We start from the raw sequence: 26,135 nt of genomic DNA, 5'->3' as shown, positions 1-26,135 counted from the left end.
AGGGGGATTGCATCAATGCGGATTTTGGTCATCGCGGCCGCCGTGCTCGCACTAACGGCTGCGTCGGCGCAGGCGCAGGGCCGCAGCAGAGGCCAGCCGAACGAAGCGAAGTCGGACAACAAGCCCAAGGTCGACGAAAAGGCCTACAAGGCCGCGCTCGAGCGCATTCCGGAGCCCAAGGAGAAGTACGACCCGTGGGGCGGAGCCCGTCCGGCTGAACCTGCCAAGAAGCCCAAATAAATGAGGGGGGCGTTGGCGAGCCGTCTGTGTCAGTCGGCCGCCGCCATCGTGCTCCTCTTGTTTTCCTCGTGGCCAGGCATCGCCTGGGAGAGCTGGGGTGGCGATCCCGGCGGCTCACGCTTCTCGCCTTTGCGGGAGGTCACGCCCGACAATGTCGGCAATCTGGTTCGGGCCTTCGAATTCCATACCGGCGATCTCGCGGCGCGGCCGCCCGAGGTGATGCGGCGAACCAAATTCCAGGCGACACCGTTGTTCGTCGAGGACAGCCTGATCTTCTGCTCGCCCTTCAATGAGGTGATCGCGCTCGATCCCGGCACGGGCGCGCAGAAATGGCGCTTCGATCCAAAGATCGCGACCAATCAGCGGCCCGCCAACCGCTATGTCTGCCGCGGCGTGACCCATTGGATCGACGATGAGGCGCCCGCGAATGCCGCCTGCCGATCGCGCATCTTCATGGGCACGAACGATGTCCGCCTGATCGCGCTCGATGCAAAGACCGGGATTCCCTGCGCCGGTTTCGGTACTGGCGGTGAGGTCAGGCCGGATATCGGCATGAAGCTGGACTGGCCCGGCGAACTCCAGATCACCTCGCCGCCGGCGGTCGGCCGCGGTGTCGTCGTGATCGGCTCCGCGATCGGCGACAACCGCCGCGTCGACGCGCCGAGCGGCGTGGTGCGCGCGTTCGATGCGCGCAGCGGCCAGCCGCGCTGGACCTTCGAGCCGCTCAAGCGCGACGGTGTCGAAGCTGGTCACGCCAATGTCTGGGCGCCAATGTCGGTCGACGCGGCCCGCGGGCTGGTTTTCCTGCCGACATCCTCGCCGTCGCCGGACTTTTGGGGCGGCAAGCGGCCGGGCAACAACGAGCACGCCAATTCGGTGGTCGCGCTGCGCATCGAGACCGGCGAGCTCGTGTGGGCATTCCAGACCGTGCATCACGACGTCTGGGATTACGACCTGGCGTCGCAGCCGACGCTGACGCGTATCGACACCGGAGACGGCCAGCGCGATGTCGTGATTCAGCCGACCAAGCAGGGATTTGTCTTCGTGCTCGACCGCGATACCGGCAAGCCGGTGTGGCCGGTGGAAGAGCGCGTGGTGCCGCAAGGCGGCGCGGAAGGTGAACGACTGTCGCCGACGCAGCCATTCCCGACGCATGTGCCGCCGCTGACATCGCAAAGAATCTCGACTGAGGATGCGCTCTCGCTCCTCCCTGGCCTGGGTCGCTCCGCTTGCGAAAGGCAGTTCTCGGAGGCACGTAACGAGGGGTTGTTCACCCCACCCTCGACGCAAGGCACGGCGGAGTTTCCCTTCACCGGCGGCGGCGTCAACTGGGGTAGCGCAGCCTTCGACCCGGTCAACCAAATCCTCTACGCCAACACCGCCCGCGCCGTTCATCTCATCAAGCTGATCCCGCGTGCGGAGGCGGCTGGATTCGATCCGCCTCCCGGTCATGATTTCGGCCAGCAGAAGGGCGCGCCGTTCGCGATGTCGCGCGCGGTGGTGATGTCGCCGCTCGGGCTTCTTTGCAACAAGGCGCCTTGGGGCGAGATGGTCGCGATCGATCTGAAAGCCGGCAAGATCCTCTGGCGTTCGACGGTCGGTACCACGGAAGACCTTGCGCCGCTCGGCGTGCCGCTGCCGTGGGGCGCGCCGCTCGTCAACGGGCTCGCGGTCACCGCAGGCGGTCTCGTCTTCACCGGCGCGATGGATGCCTATCTGCGCGCCTTCGATGCGCGAAGCGGCCGGGAGTTGTGGCAAGGCCGGCTGCCGGTGCCCGGCGTCGCCAACCCCATGACCTATCTCTGGAAGGGCGAGCAGTATGTCGCGATCGGCGCGGGCGGCCACTCCGAGGTCGGCACCTCGATCGGCGACAGCGTCGTTGCGTTTCGCCTGGCGCGGTCGGGTGAAGGGCCGTCGCTGTGGTCGCGCACCATCGATCGTCCGGGCGGACGATTTTGGGTGTCGTCGTCAGCAATTGTGTTCGCGATCATCCTGCTGATCATCGCGAGCCTGCGCTGGCGTCGTCGACGTCGTATAAAGCAAGCATGATGCTGCGTTGTGTATGCGATGCGAACGGTTGTTCACATCGTGCGCGCTATCGCACGAAAGCGAGGCCGATGCGCCTGTCATTGCGCCATACGGTGCGGCAATTCCGTACGAAATTGTCGCGCGCGATCGAGAGCGTGAATGATTTCGGCAATATGACGGGGGAATCGAGCTCGATCGCCGCGCCGCCTTCCGACATGTTTCGCACCGTGCACGCGATGCCGCTGCTTTCAAAGGTGATCGTTCCACCCTTGAAAACACGGTAACGCTGCGCTGCACGTTTCTCGATCATCGGCATTAATCCATAACGATGATTGTGAAGTAGTGCATAGAAATTACGTTGAAATAAACTCAATACTGGCGCTACTTGCACAGCGCTTCAGACTTCGTTTACGACGTTGGAGCGGTGAGTCACTTCCCGCCGACTTCCCTCACAAGCCCTTCCTTTATGGCGTTACGCGCCGATGGAGATATTGATGAAGACCACGCTTTCGCTTCTGTTCGCCGCAGCGCTCTCGCTGTCATCGATGCCCGCCCACGCCGTCAAGTGGGACCTCTCGACCATGACCTGCAAGCAGTTCCTCGAGAGCGGCGAAGACAACATCGCGGTCGTGCTGACCTGGATGGACGGCTGGTACAAGGGCGACGAGGACAACGCGATCATCGACACCGAGGTGTTCATCGAGAACGCCAAGAAGTTCGGTGCCTATTGCGGAAAGAATCCGACCGTCAGCGTCGTCACCGCGGCTGACGAAATTCTCGGCAAGTAATTCCTGAAGCTGACCGAAGCGCGGACGCAATCGCGCTTCAGTCCCTCGCTTCGATGCGGAATTGATTGGAGAGCCGCGGAGCGCCTTGCGCGCTCACGCGGCTCTCTTCTTTTTGGATGATGCTCAGCCTGGCAGCATCGCGAACGCGCTCGACACCATCGCCACCTGTTTGTTGTCGGAGGCCGAAAGCAGCGTGACACGGCCAAAACTCATGGTGCGTCCGAGCCGCACGACGCGCGCGTCGGCGAGCACATCCGAGGAGGAGACCGCGCGCATGAAATGCGTGGTCTGGTCGACCGTCGTCATCGGACGATAGCCGCGATTGGCGGCGAGGTTCGCGATCACCATCGCGGTATCGGCAAGCGCCATCAGCGCCTGGCCGCACACCACGCCGCCGTTGCGGCACAGCCGCTCCGAGAATGGCATGCGCAGGAGCGCGCCCGGCTGCCAGTCCGGCTCGTCCGGCGGCGGCAGGTGCTCGAGGCGCTCGACGGCGAGGTTGAGATCCTGGACCCAGGGCGCAAAGACCTCGCCGAGTATGCGTCTGGCCTCAGCGATGCCGAACTCGGCTTCTGGCTGCGATGGCATTGCTGTCGGTCCCCCCTGTGTTGCTGGATGTTTCGGCTATTCTGCGCGCATCGGCGCGGCAAAGTCACTCGGTCTTCGGTCGGCTCTGTCGGCTTGAAAATGCCTGACTTGGGCCGATATGATACCGCGCTTGGGAACGGGTGGGCGATGTTGCGTCGGTGTGTCCTTGTGTTTGGGTTGATAGCGCTGGGTCTCGCGCTAGACGGGTGCACCAGATGCGGCCCGATTTGGGACGACTGGCTGCAGGCGCCGAAATCGTGCAGATCGGACCGGCTCTAGCGCGCCATTCGGCCTAGCGGGCCGTTGACAAGAACGACAAGGCGCGGTTGACCCGCCCTTCATGGATGATCAAGGAGTCAATGATGAAGCTTTTCCGTATGGCGGCGGTGCTGCTGGCCGTGCTGGCGGGACCGGCCTACGCGCAAATGCCCAATCTCAATTTGCTGCAGGAAGGTCCGGGCAAGACCCCCGAGGAAAAGGCCGCGGAAGCCGAGCGTGACAAGGCCTACAAGGAAACGCTGAAGAAGATTCCGGACTCCAAGGCGTCCAACGATCCCTGGGGCAACATGCGTTCCGACCCGCCGAAGCAGGCGGCTGCGCCGAAGGCATCGGCCGCAACCAGCGCGCCCAAGAAGAAGTCCGGCACGACCGCCAATTGACCTTGTCCCCGATCGGAGGCGGCTGATGCCTCCGGCCGGGACTCCTCTTCGGCCGGCCTGCTTCCTACATCTCCGAGAGAGTATTGCGTTGAGGAGGAACGGCATGGCCGATCGTCCGCGGGATCTCGCCGAGCGGATGGCGCGCCGGCGCAAGATGGGCGGCAAGCCGGGCGAGCGCGGCGGCGACGGCTTCTTGCGTGAGACTTTCACTCTGCCGCGCCCGGCGGCGCGGGCGAGGGCGGAGGCTTTCTTCGCCCGCTACCCCAAGGCCGGCTATATGAGCGCGGTCGAGACCTGGCGCGAACTGCCGGGCGGCGACATCGAATTCACCATGCGGCGGCTGCCCAGCGCCGACTAGACGTCAAGTCTCCTCGAAGGATTCGGCGATGATGCGGATCCGGAACACGGGCTCCTTGGCCTCGTCCAGCAGCTCCATGTGCCATTCGGAGTTTTCGTTGAGCTTGCGCGCGAGGCCGGCGGCCATGTCGGCGCAGATGCTGGTCATCATCTTCCAGGCCGCATCGCGATCGGCAAATTCCGTCGCCTGGTCCGCGCAGCCGGAATAGCGGCCGTTCCGAATTCGAAAGAAGTAGCGCGGCATGGCTGGCACCGGTCACATGATGGTCCCGCCTCCCGGGCCATGGGCGCGCGCAGTGCAGTCCCAAACTTGGGACAGATCAATTCCGGGCCGCTACGGACGTCACCTCGCGGGCGCGCGTGGTTGCTGAACCCGGCTCGGGTGGTTTGTTCATGCGGTCTTGCGCCCGATCGCCTTCAGCTCCCGATCGATGCGCCGCTGGACGCGCCGGATCGCCAACAGATCGATCTTCGTCTCGGTCTTGCCCGTCCTGGTCTCGTCACCGATGCGGAACTGCCACTGCCAGACCCCGGGAAGCGCCGTCTCGGCAACAGTGAACTCAACGCCCCTGTGATTCATGGTCACCTCCACGATTCACCCTCCATCACCGGTGAACATGTTGGGCGTCACCCTATTCCTGCGACAAGCGAAATTTGGCGGTAAGCCTTGGATAGTTCACGGTAATCTTTGGAACCGCGCGCGGTTCGAAACAAACGAAATTAGGTTCCGAAAACCGTGCACGGAATCCGGGCAAAGCATGGCAATTCACGCGGTCTTGCCGTGCAACCGTCCGTACCGAGGAACTCTGTTCATGGTCGGAGAACCCCGGAACGCGAGATCCGCGCATTTGACACATCGCTGCGAAGCGCGGTCCGGATTCCATTCCGCATCTTGTGGAACCCAAGGCGGCGCGCGTTGCTGCCGCCATTCGAAGCGAACAGGTGTGGCCGATACTTTTCCACTTTTGCGTGTCATATATCTATGCTCTGCTTGTGAACGACGGTTCGAACGCGATGTCACGAAGGGGAAGGTGTGAGCTGGCTGAGACATCTTGTGCTGCGCTGGGGTGCACGGAATTTCTCGCTGACCTGTCCCCATTGCCGGCATCCCGCGTCCTCATCGAGCTTCAAGCGCGCGCGTTTCATGCTCGGTGACGAGAAGCTCGTCTGCGAAGAGTGCGGCGAGACCAGCGTCGTCACGTTCTGGCGTTTCGAAGGACTATCGAGCCGGCCCGATTGCACTGACGCGAGGCGGCGCGCGCCGCTGTCCGATTCGCGGCACTGATCCAGCGCCGGCGGTGTACGTCGAAGTCCACTCCATGCGCGCTGCGGCATATGCCTTGCTTGGCTTCATGACGGCAAACAACATGGGCGCGTCATGCTCGGCATTCCCCGCCGCTACTCCCATTTCGTCTTCGGTGTCATCCAGTCCGGCCTGACCTCGCTGATCGCCGCGGGCATCGCCAGCTTTCCCGCTCCTGGCGCGACGGTCTTCCTCGCGCACTGGATGATGTCGTGGCTGATCGCGTGGGCCGCGATGCTGCCGATCGTGCTGCTCGCAGCGCCTGCGATCCGCGCCTTCTCGCTGCGGCTGACGCGAGAGGAGAGGGCTCGGTGAGGCGGCCCGCAGGCATAAAAAAACCCGCTTGGGGAGAGCCAAGCGGGTGAAAGGTTATTGGAGGCTGAGGTGCTGGGCTGCAACACCGTAGCCAGACGACCCTAGCCGGTTGAGCTTACGACAGCCTGACAGGGCCGGCAGATCGGCTTTCAACCTGCCGCGCGTCCGCGCCCGCAAACAGAAAACCCCGCTCGGGGCAGAGCGGGGTCCTCGACTGTGTATGGAGGCCCGGTGTTGGTCCACCGGGCACAGCCAGACTAGGAGACCAGGCTTACGGGTGCCTGACGGCCGACACCGAAATCCGCGTCGGGAGGCCGCAGACTGGCCCCGCACGCGTCCCAATTTGGCCACCCGATCGCACCACTGGAGCCACACCCCTCGGCGAGATTTCGTATCGTCGGCGACGCCATGGGGGAAACGTGGTGCGCCGGCAGCGGGGTGGCATCATGGATAACGTAGAGCGGTCATTCGCCGCCGCGACGGCGGCTGGCTTCGTCGTGCTGGTGATCGGCCTCGTGCTGCTGGCGCTGCTGTAAGGCGTACCGGCGGACGGCAGCCAAGGCCGGACCGGGCTAAAGCAGGCGCTTCGATCCTGGGTGGGCACCCAGGACGCTGCCGCGCCCTTTCAAAACATGGAAAACAACCCCATGCACAGTAGGGGGTCGGGCGATTTCGTTGTGCGATCAATGGCTTAGCTGTGGTATTTAGATACCTTAAATGCCGCGCAACGGCTCCAGGGCGCACCCCGAGCGCACTGCCGGATCCTCGACATGAACAGGGGCTGGCTCTGCCGGCCCAATCCTGCGACGCGCATTCCCGACGGCCGGTACGGCGGCTACCCGCCCATCGCGGCGCAGCCGCCCGCCGGCGGGCTTAGTGGACCTTGATCTCACCCAGGGGAAGGCGGAGTTCGGCGGCGCGCTCTTCGCGGTCCTTCTTGCGAAACTCGTTTTCCTTCCGCTCGAACTTCACCATCTCCTCGTGCGCCGCCGCCAGGAGGTGAGTGCGCCCGACAGCATTGGGGTGCGCGTCTTCCGTCATGTTCCAGGTCCCCATCGTTGCGATTCCATCCCGAAGAAAGCCGGGCATCGCAGAAAGCTTCGATGCCGCAGGATTGCGGAATTATGACGGCGCACGGCGGCTGCGTCTTTGATGCGCGTCATCTTCAGTCAAAGGGTGACGAATGCGGAGGATCGGCAAAAATCAAAAAGGCCGCCAACCGAGGCGGCCTCTCATCATCTTTGAATCACTTGATCTTTGAATCGCTTGCCCGCTAGCGGCACGGCTTCTAGCGGCAGGGCTTCTAACGACAGGGCTTGCCAATCATCTGGGCGTGCCGGCTGTGGCAGCCGTCGTGCAACTGAGACTTCCTCGTCACCTTTACGCCGACCTTCGGGGCGCCCGATGCCGTCGCGGCATTCGATATCTGGGCTTGCGCCGGCACCGAGCCGGCGAGGACAGACAGCGCCAAAGCGATCTTGAGGATTGCCTTCATCATGCCTCCTGAGGTTGATCGAACGGTACGAAAAGTAGCGCTACTGATGTGAGCGTTACAAATTGTAGCGTTAAATTCAAGTTCGATCGGAGGCATGACGACGAACCGCCGCCCGCACGGCAGACCGAGATGGGGCAAAGTGGAAGGGGCAAAGTGAAGTGGATCGCCTATCCCCGATGAGCGGGGCGAACGCTTCGGGGAATGGGCCGATCAGGCGGGACCCCTCACAGGGCGCCCGGGACTAAATCGATGCATGATGAGATGGGGAGGCCGCCCAACTGAGGCGGCGTTGCTCCGTCGCGACGTGCACGCCCATTGTGGCAAGCCGTGGCGACCTACTGCCTCGTCGTCGGCGGCTCGAAGATGAGGGCGGCCTGGAACACCCGCCCGGCGTCGGTGCGGACTTCGATCGCAACGTCTGTTCGATCCTCGTGTCCCGCCAGGTCGCGCGCGAGGCCGCTCAACGTTTGCGTCGCCTCGATCTCTGCTTCGCGCTGGGTCCGAAACTCCAGTCCCTCTTCGTCGGCATAGAGGCCGGTGTCGTCTCGGATATCGAAAAAGTACCGGACCATGGCGCCGCCTCTCAGCGAGAGTATCGCCGCCAACCCCGCCTTGAGAGGACCGTTCCTAATTATTTCGCCCGTTGGCCGACGAGAATTCCGGACCGCCGCTTGCAGGTTGGGCAATCGTAGACCTGGACGCGGGGCGCGCCATTGAAACCAGGTCAATCATAGTTGCTTTTACGGACGGTCTGGATCCGCCTTGCGTCCGCCTACAGCTGTGGCGGCGTGACCCTTGCTTCGTCTCTCGTCAGGGCGGCCAGCCTGTCCAATTGGCTCGCCACGCCAGTGAGGCTCCGGGCGATGTTCTTCAACAGGAAGGCCCTCTCCGCCGAAACCCCGGATGCTTGAGAGAGGACCTTGTATTGATTTGCGAGTTCCTCGCATTTAGCAGCGTCGATCATAATTGAGCCCATCTATGAAACAGGTCAACAGCTCAACCCTAATACGGTTCCCACGCGGGGCGCTGACGACCCTTGGCGTTGCAATGCGTCGCATCCTACCACAGGTATTCGTCGTCAGGTTGTGTTCTGCGCCACAAATCGCGTCACTCCCGAAATCAAAGGCTGCCACGCCAGGAAACAGGCTCGTCCCTGAAGACGGCCCCGGCCGGTGGGGCTTGATAGGGGTGAAGGCCGGGGCCGCTTGGGGATGCTTGGCCCTTGGCAAAGACCAAGCGAATCCGAGTTTAGTCGACCCTCACCGCGCCTCTGTTCGTTTCAGCACATAATTGCCAAATTTTCCTGCCCCGCATTCGCATACGCAAATGCATCTCGAGGCCGGCACGGTTTCCTTATCGTCTTCGATTGGCAGGCCACGGAGACTTGCGTATTGCCTGACCGGCACCCTCGCAGGGCAGATTTTTTCATTCGGATGGCTGGCATCGGTTGGATGATCTCCGACCGAGAGCGCAAGGGCCTGGCGATCATCGAAACAGCTGCGCCCGATGTCTATGCGGGCGCGCGGCAGTCAAGTCCGCCGCATTGCCAAAAATTCCCGCGACCGATGGGCCGCGGCATACTCCCGTCCGGCTTCCTCGGTGCGCTCCGGATCGGGAGACGGGAGCGGCTTTGGGAGGGACTGATTTTTGGTCACCTATCTCGGTGTCTCAAACGCAGCTGTGGCAACTCTGACGCCGGGACTGCCGAATGAGCTCACAGGAAATCCGTGCAATGAGCGATCCCCGGTAAGGTTGCAATCGCACCCGGTGCGCGCGCCCAGGCTCGGATCGCCAGGTTGGCCGCCTTCAAAACCGAGGGGCGCAAGATTTGAAGCGCATCGCGGATCGTTGCGCTCAGGGGCTGCTGACGGATCCGTGTGCGCAGCCGGGCAACCCGCAATGCACGCACCATCGTTTCAGGATCGGGAAGTCCGCGCTTATCCTCCAGAAGGCTCCAGGCGAGGTGCTTGAGTTCGATGGTCTCCTGGTCGATCTGAGGGAACGATCCCAATGCCGTGATGCTCGCGTGGTTGGTCGTGTCGTAGAACACAAGACCGTCGTCGATCGCCACCATGTCGCCCTGGCAGGCGAGATCGAGAAAGAACAGTTGGTCCACGCCCCAACTGATCGACTTGTAGTTTCGCATCAGGCAACCGGCCCGGATGACCTTGCCGTTGATCAGCAGGGTCGACGGGACAATCCCAAGCAATCGGGTCTTGCCCGCCAGATAGAGATCCGCCAGGCACTGCTGGCCCGAATACAGATAAACCTGGCGTCCTCGCCGGTACCTTATGCCGCTGTCCTGAACGAGATGAGATGTGGAGGTCATGAACGCAGCGGCGGGGTACGTCCTCGCCAATTCCGCAAAAGTCGCAAGCGATCCTGGCGTGAGCCAGTCGTCGTCGTGCAGCACTTTGATCCAGTCGCCGCGACATGCGAGCATCGCGTTGTTGGTATTCTCAACCTGGCCCCGGCCGCGGTGGTTCTCGATAACGCGAATGCGCGGGTCGCTCCGCGCGTGCTCGGACAGGATGCTCCAAGTCGCGCCTTCCGGACCTTCGTCGTCGCTGATCACCATTTCCCAGTCGGCGTGCTCCTGCTGCAGCACGCTTTCAATTGCACGGCGCACCATCTCCGGTCGGCGGAAGGTGGGTATTGCCACCGAAATGAATGGGCGGTGTTCCGAACTCTGGGAGCTATCGAACCGCTCGGCGTACAATTGATCCATTCATCGTACCTCGTTGATCGAAGCGGTCGTGGCTGGAAGTGGCAGACCCTTCTTCGGTTTGAGCCTGTTCGCAGAACATCTTGAATCGAACCGAGCGAACGAGGCGCGTGAATGCTAGCGAGACGATCTCGATGCGGTCATCGTCCATTCGCATGAACTTTGTTCCCGCAGGCCGCGACGTTTCGAAGCGGCCGCTTGTCCGCCTTGGTGAAAGAGTGTTCTGGTTCCCCTCGGTTTCTGTCGCCGCAGCAGCCGCGCCAACGCGGTGCCGGATCAAGACGGGGGCGGCCAATCGAGGCGGCGTTGGTTCAGTTTCTTGCGGAGCGCCTGAAGGATTTCGCGAAGCTCTGCCGCGTTGCTTCTTTCCAAGAGGGAAGCGAGGCGCGAGCGTGATGGCGTTTTCAATCACCGGTAGATTGCCAAGGGCCGCTCGGTGACAGGTGGAGGGTGACTGCGTCCTGCCGCGACGTGCTGTCTCACCTCGCGACAATTGAACGACTTCAAATCCGGCCACAGCTCGTTTCAAAATCGGACAGTGAGGTCGGAAACAGCCGACGCCCAAACCCGGGTGCTGTCCCAATCAGGACACTCGGAACATCAAGTCAGGACAGGTTGCTTGTTGGGCTTCAGAAGCAAGAACGCCGTCCGCTTAAATGAAGCGCGGACGGCGGCTTACCAGCCCCGGGAGGGAAACTGCAAAATCCCGATATCGTTATGTCGGCACGTCCCGTGCCAAGGTTCATCGGGACTCCCGCAGAATTGGGAAAACCTTCATCCTCAAGCGTTGGTGCCGCCAACGCGAATGACCACGCCGGGACGCATCCGGATCTATGCCGGCAACGCGATAGCTCAGGCGTCGTCTGCTTCTAGGCTGGCTTTGGCGGTTGAAGCCCCGGCGATGTCAGCCACTCGCTCATGTGCGAGCCGGTCTCGGCTGTGCGCGCTTTGCGTAGGGGGGCGCGCTCAGCCCCGGCGGGAACAGGCCAGTACCAAATCCGGGTGCCGTCCCAATTAGGACAGCGGGACTGTCGGACTGCGACATTAATAAAAACGCCGCCCGCTTAAATGTCGCGCGGGCGGCGGCTTTCCAGCCCCGGAGAGGTGGATGCAAAACCCCGGTGATGATGAGTGTGCACAACCTGTGCCAAGGTTTTATGTCACGCGGCGGGACACCTCAGAGGGGAGAGGGGATCGGGCCACCGCCTGCAACGGCCGCGATCTTCTGATCATCAGAATATCCGGATGAAAGGACGTTGTGGGTCGGGCGTGCCGCGATGGTTCGGGAGGTCGGCGAGCTCTCCGCCCATCTGGTGGTCTAGGCCGAGGTTGGACGGAGAGCCGCGCGCCGGACCCCCGTCGCATGACAATGCTAGGAACGTGCCATGACAGTCGTGTGAAACTGTCGGCGCCGCTCAGTGGACGTTGATCTTATCCAGAGGCAGACGAAGCTCCGCCGCGCGCTCCTCGCGATCTCGCCTGCGGAACTCATTTTCCTTCTGTTCGAATTTGATCATTTCCTGCGTAGCGGCTTCCAATAGCCGATTGCGCCTGTCCGCCTGCTGCTGCGTGTTTTCCGTCATCACCCAGACTCCCTCAACGACTGGCGGCGCCATCCTCAGACAGGCCAGACACCGCAAAAGATTCGCTGGGGATTGCGGATTTGTGACGGCGACGTTCCGCTCGCGGATACACCGCATGGTTGGCCCAGAACAAAACAGGCCACGTGTCATTTCAAACCAGGCCAATGTCGCCAGAAACAGGCCAGCGCCAAAATCTGTCACCTGACAGTTACCAAGACTTGTCGGATTATCTTGCGCTGTTCTTACGTAAGGCAAAACGAAATGCCGATGTCTCGCGTCTGGTCGAAGAGGTTACAGGGCGCGATAAGAAAGGCGTTTTCGAATGAAAGAGGCCGCCAACTGCGGCGGCCTCAAATCATCAGGATCAGCCAGACGATTAGGCCAGCGTTTACGGTGCCGACGGTGACAATGCCTGCCTGAATAAGTCTGTCGGTCATAGGTTTCCCTCGCGATTGAGAGGGAACCTTGCGCTCAACCGGAACGAGCGTCTATGCGGATTATGCCAAAACCGGGAAATTTCGGTAATATATGACGGCGTGTTCCGTCCGTTAATACACCGTACGGTTGCCAAGAACAAAACAGGCCACGTGTCATTTCAAGCTAGGCCAATGTCGCCAGAAACAGGCCAGCGCCAAAATCCGCGAAAGAACATATTGCGAACTTGGAACAAATAGGGTACATTACTTTTATCGCCGGCCCGCCCCGCCAATCGTTTGTCCCTCTAGCGAATCCTCGCCATAAGGAGCACGACCCAATGTCCAACACTGCCCTGCGTATCGTCGAAGGATCTTCCATGGACAAGAGTAAAGCTCTGGCCGCCGCGCTCTCCCAGATCGAGCGCCAGTTCGGCAAGGGCTCGGTGATGAAGCTCGGCAAGAACGACCGGTCGATGGATGTCGAGGCGGTGTCCTCGGGTTCCCTCGGGCTCGACATTGCGCTCGGGATCGGTGGTCTGCCGAAGGGGCGCGTCGTGGAAATCTACGGGCCGGAATCCTCGGGCAAGACCACGCTGGCGCTGCACACGGTGGCGGAAGCGCAGAAGAAGGGCGGAATCTGCGCCTTCATCGACGCCGAGCACGCGCTCGACCCGGTCTATGCGCGCAAGCTGGGCGTCAACATCGACGAGCTCCTGATTTCGCAGCCGGACACGGGCGAACAGGCGCTGGAAATCTGCGACACGCTGGTGCGCTCGGGTGCGGTGGACGTGCTGGTGGTCGATTCGGTCGCGGCTCTGGTGCCGAAGGCCGAGCTCGAAGGCGAGATGGGCGATGCGCTGCCGGGTCTCCAGGCCCGTCTGATGAGCCAGGCGCTGCGCAAGCTGACGGCCTCCATCAACAAATCCAACACCATGGTGATCTTCATCAACCAGATCCGCATGAAGATCGGTGTGATGTACGGCTCGCCGGAAACCACGACCGGCGGCAACGCGCTGAAATTCTATGCCTCCGTCCGCCTCGACATCCGCCGCATCGGCGCGATCAAGGAGCGCGACGAAGTGGTCGGCAACACCACGCGCGTCAAGGTGGTGAAGAACAAGCTGGCGCCGCCGTTCAAGCAGGTCGAATTCGACATCATGTACGGCGAAGGCGTCTCCAAGATGGGCGAGATCCTCGATCTCGGCGTCAAGGCCGGCATCGTCGAAAAGTCCGGCGCCTGGTTCTCCTATGACAGCCAGCGCCTCGGCCAGGGTCGCGAGAACTCGAAAGCGTTTTTGAAGGCCAACCCGGACATCACCGCCAAGATCGAAACCTCGATCCGCCAGAACTCCGGCCTGATTGCCGAGCAGATTCTCGCCGGCACCCCCGAGCGCGACGCCGACGGCGAGGAGCCGGCGGAAGAGTAAGCCTCGAACAGCGAAGAACTTTCGCGAGGAGCGGGCGCTGAGGACGTTGAGTTGCCGACGTCGTCAGTGCCCGTTTCGTTTTGTGGGGCGCGTCGGCAATGAAGCGTGTGATCCTGACCAGTTCGTCCGGCGTCGGTCTTGCCCATGCGGATCGCGCCGACATGGTCGTCCCGTTCATCTTTCGCTTCGTTTCGGGGCCACTGCCTACCTCGCATCACCTCGAGCAATACCTGACGGGAGGCTATGTCAGAGGCGATCCGGAGGTGCGTTGGTCCGATCTTGTTGGCCGGTTGCCTCAGACCGGTCTCGCCCACAAGGAGACAGGCCTGATTTGGTTTTGCGAGACCTATGGCGTCGATCTCATCGAGCTGTGGTTCGACCCTAAGCCCAATAGTCAGTTGCAACTGATCTGGATCCTCGATTATTTGCGGTCCCATCCATCGATCACCGATCGTCTGAGATTGCGACGTGTCAATTTCGATCTGCGCGGAGCGGACGGCACAGAGCTTCGCGATCGTATGGTGCGGGAATTGGAAGTCGCGGACTGCGACTTCGAGATCGCCAACATGGCCTGGGAAGCCTACCGGGCGCCAACGCCGGAGCTCTGTTTCGGATTGCTCGGCAGGGATTTCCCCAGGCTGCCCTTCCTGAAGCCTGCGATGGAACAATTGCTGGCAGAACTGCCATCACCAATCACCGGACTAGGTACGACGGAAGCGCGGCTTCTCGACCTGATTGCGCGGGGGCACAACCGTACCAAGGAGCTGTTTCAACCGGACGGTCCGCTGCAAACGCGCGTGTTCGATCAATGGGAATTGGGCCCGCTGCTCGAAGGGCTTGGGTCCGGCCCAATGCCGGTGATCACGGGTCTCGATCCGAAACTCGCGACGCTGGCCCCGCACGATGCGCGAGGCCGCAACGCCGCCTTTCGCCGAAGCCGGCCATCGCTCACCGAATTTGGGGAAGCGGTCCTTGAAGGCCGGGAGGATTTCCGCCGTCAAACCCCGATCAGACGCTGGTGGGGCGGAACGCTTCTGACCAACGAACGGCTGTGGCGTTGGGACCGACAGAACAATTCGCTGGTTGCACCCTAGATGTGCGTTCGGGGCCGTAGGGTGGGCAAAGGCGCGCAAGCGCCGTGCCCACCATATTCCAACGCGCACAAAGGTGGTGGGCACGCTTCCGCCTTCGCTCTTCGAGCTACGGCGGACAAGTCGCTTTGCCCACGCTACGAAGCTACGAATCCCTTACTCCGCCGCTTCCGCGTAATCGCTCACCGGCGGGCACGAGCACACCAGGTTGCGGTCGCCATAGACGTTGTCGACGCGACCGACCGGGCACCAGTATTTGTCGGTGCGCGAGACGCCGTCGGGGAAGCAGCCTTCGGCGCGGGTGTAGGCGCGATTCCAATTGTCATCGGCGATGTCGTGCACGGTATGCGGGGCGTGACGCAGCGGCGAAGCCTCGATCTTGAAGCGGCCGGCCTCGACCTCGGCGATCTCCTTCCGGATCGCGATCATGGCGTCGCAGAAACGGTCCAGCTCCGCCTTGGATTCCGACTCGGTCGGCTCGATCATCAGCGTACCCGGCACCGGGAAGCTCATGGTCGGCGCATGGAAGCCGTAATCGATCAGGCGTTTTGCGATGTCGTCCACGGTGACGCCTGACGTCGTCTTCAACGCGCGCGGATCGACGATGCACTCGTGCGCGACGCGGCCCTTCGCGTTCTTGTAGAGCACCGGGAAGTGCGCATCGAGGCGCGCGGCAATGTAGTTGGCGTTGAGGATCGCGATCTCGGTGGCGCGCTTCAGGCCGTCGCCGCCCATCATCAGAATGTAGATGTAGGAGATGGTCAGGATCGACGCCGAGCCGAACGGTGCGGCCGAGACCGGGCCGACCGGTGCTTCGGCTTGCGTCGCCGGGTGACCAGGCAGGAACGGCGCGAGATGCGCCTTGACGCCGATCGGGCCCATGCCGGGGCCGCCGCCGCCATGCGGGATGCAGAAGGTCTTGTGCAGGTTGAGATGGCTGACGTCGGCGCCGTAATCGCCGGGCCGCGACAGGCCGACCTGCGCATTGAGGTTGGCGCCGTCCAGATACACCTGGCCGCCATGGCCGTGGACGATGTCGCAGATCTCGCGGATGTGCTCCTCGAACACGCCATGCGTCGAGGGATAGGTGATCATCACCGCGGCGAGATCCTTCGAGTGCTTCTCTGCCTTGGCGCGGAGATCATTGACGTCGACGTCGCCGTTCTTCTCGCAGGCGACCACCACCACGTCCATGCCGACCATCGCGGCCGAAGCCGGATTGGTGCCGTGGGCGGAGGAGGGGATCAGGCAGATTTTTCGGTGCGTCTCGCCGCGCGCGGCATGATAGCCGCGGATCGCGAGCAGCCCGGCATACTCTCCTTGCGCGCCCGAATTCGGCTGCAGCGAGATCGCGTCATAGCCGGTGATATCGCACAGCCATTTTTCAAGCCGCGCGAACAGTGCGTGGTAACCCTTGGCCTGCTCGCGCGGGGCGAACGGGTGCAGGCTGCCGAACTCCGGCCAGGTCAGCGGCATCATCTCGGTGGTCGCGTTCAGCTTCATGGTGCAGGAGCCGAGCGGAATCATCGCGCGGTCGAGCGCGAGATCGCGGTCGCTGAGCTTGCGCATGTAGCGCAGCATCTCGGTTTCCGAGCGATGCGCGTGGAACACGGGATGGGTGAGGAAGGCGGTCCCGCGCTTCAGCGCCTCCGGCAGCGCTTCGCGCGTGGTCGCGTCGATCTCGGCGTAAACAAGCGTGCCGCCGAACGCGCGCCAGACCGCCTCGACGGTCGCCGGCGTCGTGGTCTCGTCGAGCGCGATGCGGAGCGCGGTTTCGCCAACGCCGAGGTTGACCTTCTCGGCGGCCGCGCGCGCGACAATCTCGGCGCGCTTGGCACCGGCGTCCACGCTGAGCGTGTCGAAGAAGCTATCCGACTGCGGCGCGAAGCCGAGCTTGCGCAGGCCGGCGGCGAGCACGGCGGCGCGGCGATGCACGTTGCGCGCGATCTGCGCAAGCCCCTCGGGGCCGTGATAGACCGCGTACATCGAGGCGATCACGGCGAGCAGCACCTGCGCGGTGCAGATGTTGGAGGTCGCCTTCTCGCGGCGGATGTGCTGCTCGCGGGTCTGCAGCGCGAGGCGATAGGCCGGCATCCCGCGCGAGTCCACGGAGAGGCCGACGATGCGGCCGGGCAGCGAGCGCTTCAGCGCATCGCGCACCGCCATATAGGCCGCGTGCGGGCCGCCATAACCCATCGGCACGCCAAAGCGCTGCGCCGAGCCGATCGCGATGTCGGCGCCAAGCTCGCCGGGCGAGGCGAGCAGCGTCAGGGCCAAGAGATCGGCGGCAACGATCGCGAGCGCGCCCTTGGCCTTCAACGTCGCGATCGCGGGCCTGAGGTCGCGCACGGCGCCCGAGGAGCCCGGATATTGCAGCAGTGCGCCGAGCACGTCGGCCTTGTCGAGATCGGCGAGGGGATCGCCGACGATCAGGGTCCAGCCCAGCGGCTCGGCGCGGGTGCGCATCACCGCCAGCGTCTGCGGATGCACGTCCTTGTCGACGAAGAAGGCTTTTGCTTCGACCCGCGAGTGGCGCTCGGCGAGCGCCATGGCTTCGGCCGCGGCGGTCGCCTCGTCGAGCAGCGAGGCGTTGGCGACGTCGAGCCCGGTGAGGTCGCAGATCATGGTCTGGAAGTTGAGCAGCGCTTCCAGCCGGCCCTGGCTGATCTCGGGCTGGTAGGGCGTGTAGGCGGTGTACCAGGCCGGGCTCTCCAGAATGTTGCGCTGGATCACCGCAGGCAGGATCGTGCCGGAATAGCCCTGGCCGATCAGCGAGGTGAAGACCTGGTTCTCTCGCGCGAGCTCGGCCATATGCGCGATCGCCTCGGTCTCGCTCAAGGGCTTGCCGAGATCGAGCGGGGCGGCCTGCCGGATCGAGGCCGGCAGCGTCTCCGCCATCAGCGCGTCGACGCTCTTGGCGCCGACGGCCTCCAGCATTGCGGTGACGTCGCGCGCCGACGGGCCGATGTGGCGGCGAACGAAGGTGGCGGCGGTGTCGCCATTGGATTTGCGGTGCGCGGTCATCATGGGTCCTCGCTTTAGATTTCGCTGTCGCCGTCATGCCCCGCGAAGGCGGGGCATCCAGTAAACGCAGGCGTCACGGCTTGAGCCGAGAAGCCGCGGCGTACTGGATCACCCGCCCCAGTGCGCAGTGCGCACAAGGCGGGTGATGACACCGAATATGAGGTCAGAGTTCGCTTCATCTCACGCCGTATGTGCCTTGTAGGCGGCCTCATCCATGAGGCCGCCTAGCTCGCTCTTGTCGGCAATTTTGATCTTGAAGAACCACGCCTTGCCTTGCGCGTCCGAGTTCACCAGCGCCGGCTCGGCGGCGAGCGCGTCGTTGGTCTCGAGCACTTCGCCCGTAACAGGCGCGTAGACGTCGGAGGCGGCCTTCACCGATTCCACGACGGCGGCGGCTTCCGCCTTCTTCAGGGCACGGCCGGCTTTGGGCAGCTCGACGAACACGACGTCGCCGAGCTGGGACTGCGCATAGTCGGTGATGCCGACGGTGGCGACGTCGCCGTCGATGGCCAGCCATTCGTGGTCGGAGGTGTACAGCGTCGTGGTCATTTTCTCAGTCCTCAGCGTTTGTAGGTGTTTTTCACGAAAGGCATGGCGGCGACGGTGAGCGGCAGCCGCTGGCCGCGCACTTCGGCGAAGAGTTTTGTATCGAGCGCGCTCGATGCCGTGGGCACGTAGCCCATCGCGACCGGCGCGTTCAGGCTCGGGCCGAAACCGCCCGAGGTGACCTTTCCGATCGGCTCGCCGCCCGCTTCATCCGCAAACAGCAGCGCGCCCTCGCGCACCGGCGCGCGGCCATCCGTGCGCAGGCCGACCCGGCGGCGGCTCGCGCCGTTGTCAAAATGGGCGAGGATATTGTCGGCGCCGGGAAAACCGCCGGCGCGGGCGCCGCCGCTGCGGCGGCTCTTCTGCACCGACCATTCCAGCGCGGCCTCGACCGGCGTGGTGGCGGTGTCGATGTCGTGGCCGTAGAGGCAGAGCCCGCCTTCCAGCCGCAGGCTGTCGCGGGCCCCTAAGCCGATCGGCATCACATCGGGATTGTCCAGCAGCGTTTTGGCGAGGCGCTCGGCATCGGCCGCGGGGACCGAAATCTCGAACCCGTCCTCGCCGGTGTAGCCGGAGCGCGAGACGAAGCAATCGAGACCGGCAACCTTGTGCGGGCCGGCGTCCATGAACTTCATGGAGGGGGCCTCTGCACACAATTTCGCCAGCGCGGCTTCTGCCTTCGGGCCCTGCAGCGCGATCAGGGCGCGGTCTTGAAGCGAATCGATGATGCAGTCGTCCGAGAGATGCGCGCGCAGATGCGCCTCGTCCGCTTCCTTGCAGGCGGCGTTGACGACCAGGAACAGGTGATCGCCGAAATTGGCGACCATCAGATCGTCGAGAATGCCGCCGTCCGGATTGGTGAACTGGGCATAGCGCTGCCGTCCCGGGGCAATCGCCACGATATCCTGCGGCACCAGCCGCTCCAGCGCGCGGGCGGCGTCCTCGACCTTGCCCAACTTCGGCCGAAGCGCGAGCTGGCCCATGTGGGAGACGTCGAACAGGCCCGCGGAGGAGCGGGTATGGAGGTGCTCTTTCAGGACCCCCGCGGGGTACTGCACGGGCATGTCATAGCCCGCGAACGGCACCATCTTGCCGCCGAGGGAGACATGAAGCCCGTGAAGGGGCGTACGTTTGAGGGAATCTTGGTCGTCGCGCGCAAGCATCACGGGGCCCTCGGCGGTTCCCCGGGGACGATTCCCCGGTAGCAACCAGTCGAAGCCCCATCTGTCGCTGTGCCTGAGAGTATTATCCCGTCGGCGGACGCAGTCCGGGTCTTATGCCCGTCGGCGCCTCTTTCCAGATGTCGTCAAAGCCACGCGGTCCTTTTGCCTGAGAGTTTCCGGGGCGGTTGCTCCTTCGGCGCCGGCACCAAAGCCGGTCTCTCCCGACGTGGCCGTACGATACAGATGGGTACAGACCACAGGCCGGCCAAGCCTGTCAACGCGCACCTGGCGGCTTTCAACGGGATTGCAAACGGGATTGCGCGCCTGCGGCAACTCACTGATCTCCTTGCACAGTTTCTGGACAGCGCAGCTGGCCTTGTCTAAAAGCGCTTTGACCCGCAGATATCAGCCCAAATGCCCGGTTTGGATGGCGTATCGCGGGTCCAAGCACACCCGATTGGATGAACATGAGCGGCGTCAACGAGATCAGGTCGACCTTTCTGAACTTCTTTGCCGAGAACGGCCACGAGATCGTGTCCTCCTCGCCATTGGTGCCGCGCAACGATCCGACGTTGATGTTCACCAATGCCGGCATGGTGCAGTTCAAGAACGTCTTCACCGGCGTCGAGAAGCGGCCCTATCAGCGCGCCACCACGTCGCAGAAATGCGTGCGCGCCGGCGGCAAGCACAACGACCTCGACAATGTCGGCTACACCGCGCGCCATCTCACCTTCTTTGAGATGCTCGGCAATTTCTCGTTCGGCGACTATTTCAAGGAGCGCGCGATCGAGCTGGCCTGGACCCTGATCACGCGGGAGTTCGGGCTCAAGAAAGACAAGCTGCTCGTCACCGTCTACCACACCGACGACGAGGCGGCCGGCCTGTGGAAGAAGATCGCGGGCTTCTCCGACGACCGCATCATCCGCATCCCGACCTCGGACAATTTCTGGGCGATGGGCGACACCGGGCCGTGCGGCCCGTGCTCGGAGATCTTCATCGACCGCGGCGATCACATCTGGGGCGGACCTCCGGGCTCGCCGGAAGAGGACGGCGACCGATTCCTGGAATTCTGGAATCTCGTGTTCATGCAGTACGAGCAGGTGACGAAGGAGGAGCGCGTGGATCTGCCGCGTCCCTCGATCGACACCGGCATGGGGCTGGAGCGCATGGCCTGCATCATGCAGGGCGTCGACAGCGTGTTCGAGACCGACCTGTTCCGCCATCTGATCGACGCGACCGCGTCCGCGCTTGGCAGCGGGCCGAACGAGCAGACGGTCGCCTCGTTCCGCGTCATCGCCGACCATCTGCGCTCCTCGGCGTTCCTCGTCTCCGACGGCGTGCTGCCCTCGAACGAGGGCCGCGGCTACGTGCTGCGCCGGATCATGCGCCGCGCGATGCGCCATGCGCAGCTGCTGGGTGCCAAAGAGCCGCTGATGCATCGGCTGGTCTGGGCGCTGGTGCGCGAGATGGGCCAGGCCTATCCCGACCTGATGCGCGCGGAGAACCTGATCGAGGAAACGCTGCGGCTGGAAGAGACCCGCTTCCGCAAGACGCTGGTGCGCGGCCTTGCCATCCTCGACGAGAAGAGCGCGTCTCTGAAGAAAGGCGACATGTTCGACGGCGACGTCGCCTTCACGCTGTACGACACCTACGGCTTCCCGCTGGATCTGACGCAGGACGCGCTGAAGTCGCGCGGCATCGGCGTCGACCAGGCCTCCTTCACCGACGCGATGGAGCGCCAGAAGGCCAAGGCGCGCGAGTCCTGGAAGGGTTCGGGCGAGGCGGCTTCCGAAGCGATCTGGTTCCCGCTGCGCGAGAAGCTCGGGGCCACCGAATTCCTGGGCTATGAGACCGAGAGCGCCGAAGGCGTGGTCTCCACGCTGGTGAAGGACGGACAGGAAACCGCGAGCCTCAAGGCCGGCGAGACCGGCGCGATCGTGCTCAACCAGACGCCGTTCTACGCGGAATCCGGCGGCCAGGTCGGCGACACCGGCGTGCTCAGCGGCGAGGGCGGCATCAAGTTCCGCGTTACCGACACGCAGAAGAAGCTCGGCGATCTCTTCGTTCACGTCGGCACGGTGGAAAGCGGCGAGCTGAAGCTCGGCACCGCGCTGCAGCTCGAGGTCGATCACGGCAGGCGTTCCTCGATCCGCGCGCATCATTCGGCGACGCATCTCATCCACGAGGCGCTGCGCCAGGTGCTCGGCGACCACATCGCCCAGCGCGGCTCGATGGTCGCGCCCGACCGCCTGCGCTTCGACTTCGTGCATCCGAAGCCGATCACGGCGGAAGAGCTCGCCCGCGTCGAGGACATCGCCAACGACGTGGTGCTGGAGAACGACGAAGTCACGACACGCGTGATGGGAGTCGATGAAGCGCGCGAGGCCGGCGCGCGCGCCCTGTTCGGCGAGAAATACGGCGACGAGGTCCGTGTCGTCTCGATGGGCAGGACCGCGCGGGAGCGCGGTGCCAACGCGCTCGGCTGGTCGGTCGAGCTCTGCGGCGGCACCCATGTGAAGCGCACCGGCGACATCGGCCTGATCACGCTGACCGGCGAGAGCGCGGTGGCCTCCGGCGTGCGCCGCATCGAGGCGCTGACCGGCAACTATGCGCGCAGGCACGCCAACGAGACCATGGCGCTGGCGAAGACCGCGGCCAACGAGCTGCGCACCTCGATCGACGACGTTCCGGCGCGCATCACAGCGCTGATGGAGGAGCGCAAGAAGCTCGAGCGCGAGCTCTCTGACGCCCGCAAGAAGCTCGCGATGGGCGGCGGTACATCCGTCGGGAACGGCGCAGCCGCAGGCGTGCGCGAAATCGGCGACGTCAAGCTGATGGCGCGCGCGGTCGAGGGCATCGAGATGAAGGATCTCAAGAGCCTTGCGGACGACGGCAAGAAGCAGATCGGCTCCGGCGTGGTCGCCATCGTCGGCGTCACCGAAGACGGCAAGGCCGGGATCGTGGTCGGCGTCACCGCCGATCTCACCGCGCGCTTCAATGCCGTGAACCTGGTGCGCGTCGCCTCCGAGGCGCTCGGCGGCAAGGGCGGCGGCGGCCGGCCCGACATGGCGCAGGCTGGCGGTCCCGATGGCGCCAAGGCGCCCGAGGCGCTCGCGGCGATCGAAAAAGCGATGGCAGGCGCGTAAACGGCCATGCGCCTCGTTCCGCGAGGACGTGGCTCGGCCGATCCCAACCTAAGGGATCGCCTGTACGAATTGCTGGAGCACGATCCGCTCGCCTACTCGATCGGGTCGCGCTTCATCCAGGTGATCATCAGCGTCATCGTGCTCGACGTGGTCGCGATGATCCTCGCCTCGGTGCCGGAGCTCGACGCGCGGTTCGACATGCTGTTCAGCGCGGTCGCCGTCCTCGCCGTCATCGTGTTCGCGCTCGAATATCTGGCGCGGCTGTGGACCGTTGCGGGGCACACCCAGCGCAACGGCTCCGCGCTGTCCGACCGGCTCTCTTATGCCTTCTCCGCGCTCGGCATCATCGACCTCATGGCGTTCCTGCCGGCCGCGATCGTGCTGGCCACCGGCCGGCACGCGACGCTGGCTGGGCTCGGCGTGCTGCCGTTCTTCAAGCTGATCCGTTATTCGCCGGCGATGCGCTCGCTGCTCGCGGCCATCCATGCCGAGCGGCGAGCGCTGATCGGCTGCATCGTCATCCTGATCGGTGTGGTACTGACCTTCGCCTCGCTGCTCTACGCCATCGAGCGTGATGTGCAGCCCAGCAAGCTCGGCACCATTCCGGACGCGATGTGGTGGGCAATCGTGACGCTCGGCACCGTCGGCTATGGCGACGTCGTGCCGGTGACGCCGCTCGGTAAATTCATCTCGGTGTTCGCGATCATCTCAGGCTTTGCCATGATCGCGCTGCCGGTCGCGATCATCTCGACCGCCTTCGCCGAGGAGGTGAGGCGGCGCGATTTCGTGGTGACCTGGGGCATGCTGGCGCGGGTGCCGCTGTTCTCGCATCTTTCGGCCGCGGAGATCGCCGACATCATGCGGCTGCTCCGGGCCCGCACCATCGAGCAGGGCGAGGTTCTGGTGCGGCGAGGGGACGCCGCTTCCTCGATGTATTTCATCACTGCGGGCGAGGTCGAGATCGCGCTGCCGAGCCAGCAGGTGCGGCTCACCGACGGCACCTTCTTCGGCGAGATCGCGCTGCTGCATAAGACAAAGCGCAGCGGCACGGTGACCGCGACACGCAAGACGCGGCTGTTGGTGCTCGACGCCCAGGATTTTCACGCGCTGATCGAGCGCATGCCGACGCTCGCCGCCCACGTCCACCAGACCGCGAAGGCACGGCTCGAGGAGACCGGCGATCTTGCGGCGGCAGAATTGGCGCAGGCGGAGCGCGACGACACCGACCGCTAGGCGGTCAGCCCTTCTTCAGGAAAATGTAGTCGGCCGAGTAGGGCGCGCTTTTGAATTCGCCGGCCTTGTCGCATGCGCCGTCGAGCTTGCCGCCGTGGGTGTTGATGCGCTGGACGGTGGTGACCGGCGTCAGGATGCCGCTGCCGCGGCGGGAGGCGACCTCCAGCTTGAGCCAGGGGATATCGGCGGCGGTTGCGCCCGGCGCGTTGCCGATGGCCTTGCCGGCCACGGCGCTGCCGTCGGCGAGTTCCCAGTTCGGGCCGGCATAGTGGCGGCCGACGGTCTTGCCCTCGGCGAGCAGCGTCGCCACCGGCTCGCGGAAGGCCCAGGCAAGCTTGCCGTCGGCGGCTGCCTTGCAGTCATAGACCTGCGCGCCTTCGGCATGGACGCTGAGCACGACGGTCTCGCCGGGCGCGCGAATGGCCTCCGGCAGGCTGAGTTTCAGTTGCCCGCGGGGGGCCTCAGCCGGTTCGGGCTCGGCGGCGGCCGGCCCGGCCAGGGCAGCCAGCAGCATCAGGCAGGGGACAGCGAACTTGACGATGGACATGGGTAGCCTCCGCGCAACGGTGTCAAAATGAATGGGCCGCGCCCAAGCGCGGCCCGTAATGATGTCTAACCCCGATCAGACGAAAATAATGCGCGGGCTTACGCCAACGCTTTCGTGAGGTTCTCCGCGACCTTGTCGAGGAAGCCGGTGGTCGAGAGCCAGCGCTGGTCGGCGCCGACCAGGAGCGCGAGGTCCTTGGTCATGTAGCCTTCCTCGACGGTGTCGACGCAGACCTTCTCCAGGGTGCTCGCGAACTTGGCGAGCTCGGCATTGTTGTCGAGCTTGGCGCGATGCGACAGGCCGCGGGTCCAGGCGAAAATCGACGCGATCGAGTTGGTCGAGGTCTCCTTGCCCTTCTGGTGCTCGCGGTAGTGGCGGGTCACCGTGCCGTGGGCGGCTTCGGCTTCCACGGTCTTGCCGTCGGGGGTGAGCAGCACCGAGGTCATCAGGCCGAGCGAGCCGTAGCCCTGCGCGACCGTATCGGACTGCACGTCGCCGTCGTAGTTCTTACAGGCCCAGACATAGCCGCCGGACCATTTCAGCGCCGAGGCCACCATGTCGTCGATCAGGCGGTGCTCGTAGGTCAGGCCCTTGGCCTCGAATTCCTTTTTGAACTCGCGGTCGTAGATGTCCTGGAAGATGTCCTTGAAGCGGCCGTCATAGACCTTGAGGATGGTGTTCTTGGTCGAGAGGTAGACCGGGTAGTTGCGCAGCAGGCCGTAGTTCAGCGAGGCGCGGGCGAAGTCGATGATGGAGTCGTCGAGATTGTACATCTCCATGGCGACACCGGCGCCGGGCGCCTTGAACACTTCCTTCTCGATGACGGTGCCGTCCTCGCCGACGAACTTCATCGACAGCGTGCCCTTGCCCGGGAACTTGATGTCGGTGGCGCGGTACTGGTCGCCATAGGCGTGGCGGCCGATGATGATTGGCTTGGTCCAGCCGGGAACCAGGCGCGGCACGTTCTTGCAGATGATCGGCTCGCGGAAGATCACGCCGCCGAGGATGTTGCGGATGGTGCCGTTCGGCGACTTCCACATCTGCTTGAGGTTGAACTCCTTCACCCGGGCCTCGTCCGGGGTGATGGTGGCGCACTTGACGCCGACGCCGACCTTCTTGATGGCTTCGGCGGCGTCGATGGTGACCTGATCGTTGGTCTCGTCGCGGTACTCCATGCCCAGGTCGAAATACAGCAGCTCGACATCAAGGTACGGGTTGATCAGCTTGTCCTTGATGTACTGCCAGATGATCCGGGTCATCTCGTCGCCATCGAGTTCGACGACGGGGTTGGACACCTTGATTTTTGCCATGATCGGGGAAGCCTCTTGGGAACGGCGCTTTGGCGCGCCACGGGAATATCCGCCGCCTCTTAGCACCGGACTGCAGCGGGCGAAAGCCAAGGGATTATGCACTTTTAGCTCATCCAGCTTGCCCAGATGGGGGGCGGGGCGGGTCGTGCCG

At 63.9% G+C, this 26,135-nt stretch carries 25 protein-coding genes and 1 riboswitch; of the genes, 11 read left to right on the top strand and 14 right to left on the bottom strand.

What is annotated here, in order from left to right:
- The first annotated feature begins 15 nt into the window (after positions 1-15).
- Both IVB46_RS09815 and IVB46_RS09810 read left to right on the top strand, forming a co-directional pair.
- The gene (locus IVB46_RS09815) at positions 16-240 is read left to right on the top strand and encodes a hypothetical protein (RefSeq protein ID WP_085404269.1); all 225 of its coding nucleotides are present in this window, start codon (positions 16-18) and stop codon (positions 238-240) included.
- Positions 241-2,289, top strand: a complete 2,049-nt coding sequence (locus IVB46_RS09810) for a pyrroloquinoline quinone-dependent dehydrogenase (RefSeq protein WP_247309303.1) — start codon at positions 241-243, stop codon at positions 2,287-2,289. It begins immediately after the preceding gene.
- A 46-nt stretch (positions 2,290-2,335) separates the two neighbouring features.
- Here IVB46_RS09810 and IVB46_RS09805 read toward each other — a convergent pair whose 3' ends face one another.
- On the bottom strand, positions 2,336-2,578 hold the full coding sequence (locus IVB46_RS09805; protein ID WP_071917354.1) for a PilZ domain-containing protein: 243 nt from the start codon (positions 2,576-2,578) through the stop codon (positions 2,336-2,338).
- A gap of 184 nt (positions 2,579-2,762) precedes the next feature.
- On the opposite strand from IVB46_RS09805, the gene IVB46_RS09800 reads away from it, so the two are divergent.
- The gene (locus tag IVB46_RS09800; RefSeq protein ID WP_014494092.1) at positions 2,763-3,056 is read left to right on the top strand and encodes an HdeA family protein; all 294 of its coding nucleotides are present in this window, start codon (positions 2,763-2,765) and stop codon (positions 3,054-3,056) included.
- A 123-nt stretch (positions 3,057-3,179) separates the two neighbouring features.
- Here the strand turns inward: IVB46_RS09800 and IVB46_RS09795 are convergent, their stop codons facing one another.
- Entirely contained in the window at positions 3,180-3,644 is a 465-nt protein-coding gene (locus tag IVB46_RS09795) for a PaaI family thioesterase (RefSeq protein ID WP_166091020.1), read from the bottom strand.
- A 362-nt stretch (positions 3,645-4,006) separates the two neighbouring features.
- Between IVB46_RS09795 and IVB46_RS09790 the strand changes: the two genes are divergently transcribed.
- Together IVB46_RS09790 and IVB46_RS09785 are read left to right on the top strand one after the other, a co-directional pair.
- Positions 4,007-4,303 carry a hypothetical protein gene (locus IVB46_RS09790; RefSeq protein WP_081369444.1) on the top strand — a complete coding sequence of 99 codons (297 nt, stop codon included), beginning with the start codon at positions 4,007-4,009 and terminating at the stop codon, positions 4,301-4,303.
- A 103-nt stretch (positions 4,304-4,406) separates the two neighbouring features.
- Complete coding sequence (locus IVB46_RS09785) at positions 4,407-4,661, top strand: hypothetical protein (protein ID WP_085404272.1); 255 nt, start codon at positions 4,407-4,409, stop codon at positions 4,659-4,661.
- A 3-nt stretch (positions 4,662-4,664) separates the two neighbouring features.
- Here the strand turns inward: IVB46_RS09785 and IVB46_RS09780 are convergent, their stop codons facing one another.
- Together IVB46_RS09780 and IVB46_RS09775 are read right to left on the bottom strand one after the other, a co-directional pair.
- The gene (locus tag IVB46_RS09780; protein WP_166342534.1) at positions 4,665-4,904 is read right to left on the bottom strand and encodes a hypothetical protein; all 240 of its coding nucleotides are present in this window, start codon (positions 4,902-4,904) and stop codon (positions 4,665-4,667) included.
- A gap of 147 nt (positions 4,905-5,051) precedes the next feature.
- The gene (locus IVB46_RS09775) at positions 5,052-5,240 is read right to left on the bottom strand and encodes a hypothetical protein (RefSeq protein ID WP_247342628.1); all 189 of its coding nucleotides are present in this window, start codon (positions 5,238-5,240) and stop codon (positions 5,052-5,054) included.
- 453 nt (positions 5,241-5,693) lie between these two features.
- Here IVB46_RS09775 and IVB46_RS09770 point away from each other — a divergent pair, with 453 nt between their 5' ends.
- Both IVB46_RS09770 and IVB46_RS09765 read left to right on the top strand, forming a co-directional pair.
- Positions 5,694-5,945, top strand: coding sequence for a hypothetical protein (locus IVB46_RS09770; RefSeq protein WP_247309304.1), 252 nt, complete (start codon positions 5,694-5,696; stop codon positions 5,943-5,945).
- A gap of 93 nt (positions 5,946-6,038) precedes the next feature.
- Positions 6,039-6,278 (top strand): DUF2798 domain-containing protein, encoded by a 240-nt coding sequence (locus IVB46_RS09765; protein ID WP_247309305.1) that lies wholly within the window; start codon positions 6,039-6,041, stop codon positions 6,276-6,278.
- Between the two features lie 873 nt (positions 6,279-7,151).
- Here IVB46_RS09765 and IVB46_RS09760 read toward each other — a convergent pair.
- From IVB46_RS09760 to IVB46_RS09740, 5 genes are all read right to left on the bottom strand, one after another.
- Positions 7,152-7,319, bottom strand: a complete 168-nt coding sequence (locus tag IVB46_RS09760; protein WP_247309306.1) for a hypothetical protein — start codon at positions 7,317-7,319, stop codon at positions 7,152-7,154.
- Positions 7,320-7,581: 262 nt separating this feature from the next.
- A complete protein-coding gene (locus tag IVB46_RS09755) occupies positions 7,582-7,773 on the bottom strand; it encodes a hypothetical protein (RefSeq protein WP_247342625.1) in 192 nt (63 codons plus the stop codon).
- A gap of 335 nt (positions 7,774-8,108) precedes the next feature.
- Positions 8,109-8,345, bottom strand: a complete 237-nt coding sequence (locus tag IVB46_RS09750; RefSeq protein WP_247309308.1) for a hypothetical protein — start codon at positions 8,343-8,345, stop codon at positions 8,109-8,111.
- A 1,142-nt stretch (positions 8,346-9,487) separates the two neighbouring features.
- Positions 9,488-10,501 (bottom strand): glycosyltransferase family 2 protein, encoded by a 1,014-nt coding sequence (locus IVB46_RS09745; RefSeq protein ID WP_063982345.1) that lies wholly within the window; start codon positions 10,499-10,501, stop codon positions 9,488-9,490.
- 1,412 nt (positions 10,502-11,913) lie between these two features.
- Positions 11,914-12,081 (bottom strand): hypothetical protein, encoded by a 168-nt coding sequence (locus IVB46_RS09740; protein WP_247309309.1) that lies wholly within the window; start codon positions 12,079-12,081, stop codon positions 11,914-11,916.
- Positions 12,082-12,835: 754 nt separating this feature from the next.
- On the opposite strand from IVB46_RS09740, the gene recA reads away from it, so the two are divergent.
- The gene (recA, locus tag IVB46_RS09735; protein ID WP_247309311.1) at positions 12,836-13,924 is read left to right on the top strand and encodes a recombinase RecA; all 1,089 of its coding nucleotides are present in this window, start codon (positions 12,836-12,838) and stop codon (positions 13,922-13,924) included.
- Between the two features lie 98 nt (positions 13,925-14,022).
- Entirely contained in the window at positions 14,023-15,018 is a 996-nt protein-coding gene (locus IVB46_RS09730) for a hypothetical protein (RefSeq protein WP_247309312.1), read from the top strand.
- Between the two features lie 153 nt (positions 15,019-15,171).
- Here the strand turns inward: IVB46_RS09730 and gcvP are convergent, their stop codons facing one another.
- The 3 genes from gcvP to gcvT all read right to left on the bottom strand — a co-directional run bounded on the left by gcvP (position 15,172) and on the right by gcvT (position 19,748).
- On the bottom strand, positions 15,172-18,039 hold the full coding sequence (gene gcvP / locus IVB46_RS09725) for an aminomethyl-transferring glycine dehydrogenase (protein WP_247309599.1): 2,868 nt from the start codon (positions 18,037-18,039) through the stop codon (positions 15,172-15,174).
- Positions 18,040-18,219: 180 nt separating this feature from the next.
- On the bottom strand, positions 18,220-18,588 hold the full coding sequence (gcvH, locus tag IVB46_RS09720) for a glycine cleavage system protein GcvH (RefSeq protein ID WP_247309315.1): 369 nt from the start codon (positions 18,586-18,588) through the stop codon (positions 18,220-18,222).
- An 11-nt stretch (positions 18,589-18,599) separates the two neighbouring features.
- Complete coding sequence (gene gcvT / locus IVB46_RS09715) at positions 18,600-19,748, bottom strand: glycine cleavage system aminomethyltransferase GcvT (protein ID WP_247309602.1); 1,149 nt, start codon at positions 19,746-19,748, stop codon at positions 18,600-18,602.
- Positions 19,749-19,893: 145 nt separating this feature from the next.
- Positions 19,894-19,982: riboswitch (glycine riboswitch) on the bottom strand.
- 233 nt (positions 19,983-20,215) lie between these two features.
- Here gcvT and alaS point away from each other — a divergent pair.
- Positions 20,216-22,894, top strand: a complete 2,679-nt coding sequence (alaS, locus tag IVB46_RS09710; RefSeq protein WP_247309317.1) for an alanine--tRNA ligase — start codon at positions 20,216-20,218, stop codon at positions 22,892-22,894.
- A 6-nt stretch (positions 22,895-22,900) separates the two neighbouring features.
- Entirely contained in the window at positions 22,901-24,127 is a 1,227-nt protein-coding gene (locus tag IVB46_RS09705) for a cyclic nucleotide-gated ion channel (protein ID WP_247309319.1), read from the top strand.
- A gap of 4 nt (positions 24,128-24,131) precedes the next feature.
- On the opposite strand, the gene IVB46_RS09700 is transcribed toward IVB46_RS09705, so the two are convergent.
- Together IVB46_RS09700 and IVB46_RS09695 are read right to left on the bottom strand one after the other, a co-directional pair.
- Positions 24,132-24,674 carry a DUF3455 domain-containing protein gene (locus IVB46_RS09700; RefSeq protein WP_247309321.1) on the bottom strand — a complete coding sequence of 181 codons (543 nt, stop codon included), beginning with the start codon at positions 24,672-24,674 and terminating at the stop codon, positions 24,132-24,134.
- A 98-nt stretch (positions 24,675-24,772) separates the two neighbouring features.
- Positions 24,773-25,984 carry an NADP-dependent isocitrate dehydrogenase gene (locus tag IVB46_RS09695; protein ID WP_231142293.1) on the bottom strand — a complete coding sequence of 404 codons (1,212 nt, stop codon included), beginning with the start codon at positions 25,982-25,984 and terminating at the stop codon, positions 24,773-24,775.
- Positions 25,985-26,135: the final 151 nt, after the last annotated feature.

The organism is Bradyrhizobium sp. 61 (genome assembly GCF_023073075.1).
Taxonomy (GTDB): Bacteria; Pseudomonadota; Alphaproteobacteria; order Rhizobiales; family Xanthobacteraceae; genus Bradyrhizobium; species Bradyrhizobium barranii.
The sequence above is the reverse complement of the archived record's forward strand: the minus strand, read 5'-3'. Positions and strand labels throughout refer to the sequence as shown.

Bases quoted from the DNA above. Each gene is read 5' to 3' on its own strand.
- IVB46_RS09760 (WP_247309306.1), bottom strand. From the start codon at position 7,319: ATGACGGAAGACGCGCACCCCAATGCTGTCGGGCGCACTCACCTCCTG.
- recA (WP_247309311.1), top strand. From the start codon at position 12,836: ATGTCCAACACTGCCCTGCGTATCGTCGAAGGATCTTCCATGGACAAG.
- IVB46_RS09695 (WP_231142293.1), bottom strand. From the start codon at position 25,984: ATGGCAAAAATCAAGGTGTCCAACCCCGTCGTCGAACTCGATGGCGAC.
- IVB46_RS09805 (WP_071917354.1), bottom strand. From the start codon at position 2,578: ATGATCGAGAAACGTGCAGCGCAGCGTTACCGTGTTTTCAAGGGTGGA.
- IVB46_RS09810 (WP_247309303.1), top strand. From the start codon at position 241: ATGAGGGGGGCGTTGGCGAGCCGTCTGTGTCAGTCGGCCGCCGCCATC.
- gcvH (WP_247309315.1), bottom strand. From the start codon at position 18,588: ATGACCACGACGCTGTACACCTCCGACCACGAATGGCTGGCCATCGAC.
- IVB46_RS09705 (WP_247309319.1), top strand. From the start codon at position 22,901: ATGCGCCTCGTTCCGCGAGGACGTGGCTCGGCCGATCCCAACCTAAGG.
- IVB46_RS09765 (WP_247309305.1), top strand. From the start codon at position 6,039: ATGCTCGGCATTCCCCGCCGCTACTCCCATTTCGTCTTCGGTGTCATC.
- IVB46_RS09755 (WP_247342625.1), bottom strand. From the start codon at position 7,773: ATGAAGGCAATCCTCAAGATCGCTTTGGCGCTGTCTGTCCTCGCCGGC.
- IVB46_RS09790 (WP_081369444.1), top strand. From the start codon at position 4,007: ATGAAGCTTTTCCGTATGGCGGCGGTGCTGCTGGCCGTGCTGGCGGGA.
- alaS (WP_247309317.1), top strand. From the start codon at position 20,216: ATGAGCGGCGTCAACGAGATCAGGTCGACCTTTCTGAACTTCTTTGCC.
- IVB46_RS09750 (WP_247309308.1), bottom strand. From the start codon at position 8,345: ATGGTCCGGTACTTTTTCGATATCCGAGACGACACCGGCCTCTATGCC.
- IVB46_RS09785 (WP_085404272.1), top strand. From the start codon at position 4,407: ATGGCCGATCGTCCGCGGGATCTCGCCGAGCGGATGGCGCGCCGGCGC.
- IVB46_RS09815 (WP_085404269.1), top strand. From the start codon at position 16: ATGCGGATTTTGGTCATCGCGGCCGCCGTGCTCGCACTAACGGCTGCG.
- IVB46_RS09800 (WP_014494092.1), top strand. From the start codon at position 2,763: ATGAAGACCACGCTTTCGCTTCTGTTCGCCGCAGCGCTCTCGCTGTCA.
- IVB46_RS09740 (WP_247309309.1), bottom strand. From the start codon at position 12,081: ATGACGGAAAACACGCAGCAGCAGGCGGACAGGCGCAATCGGCTATTG.
- IVB46_RS09730 (WP_247309312.1), top strand. From the start codon at position 14,023: ATGAAGCGTGTGATCCTGACCAGTTCGTCCGGCGTCGGTCTTGCCCAT.
- IVB46_RS09700 (WP_247309321.1), bottom strand. From the start codon at position 24,674: ATGTCCATCGTCAAGTTCGCTGTCCCCTGCCTGATGCTGCTGGCTGCC.
- IVB46_RS09780 (WP_166342534.1), bottom strand. From the start codon at position 4,904: ATGCCGCGCTACTTCTTTCGAATTCGGAACGGCCGCTATTCCGGCTGC.
- IVB46_RS09745 (WP_063982345.1), bottom strand. From the start codon at position 10,501: ATGGATCAATTGTACGCCGAGCGGTTCGATAGCTCCCAGAGTTCGGAA.
- IVB46_RS09795 (WP_166091020.1), bottom strand. From the start codon at position 3,644: ATGCCATCGCAGCCAGAAGCCGAGTTCGGCATCGCTGAGGCCAGACGC.
- gcvP (WP_247309599.1), bottom strand. From the start codon at position 18,039: ATGACCGCGCACCGCAAATCCAATGGCGACACCGCCGCCACCTTCGTT.
- IVB46_RS09775 (WP_247342628.1), bottom strand. From the start codon at position 5,240: ATGAATCACAGGGGCGTTGAGTTCACTGTTGCCGAGACGGCGCTTCCC.
- gcvT (WP_247309602.1), bottom strand. From the start codon at position 19,748: ATGCTTGCGCGCGACGACCAAGATTCCCTCAAACGTACGCCCCTTCAC.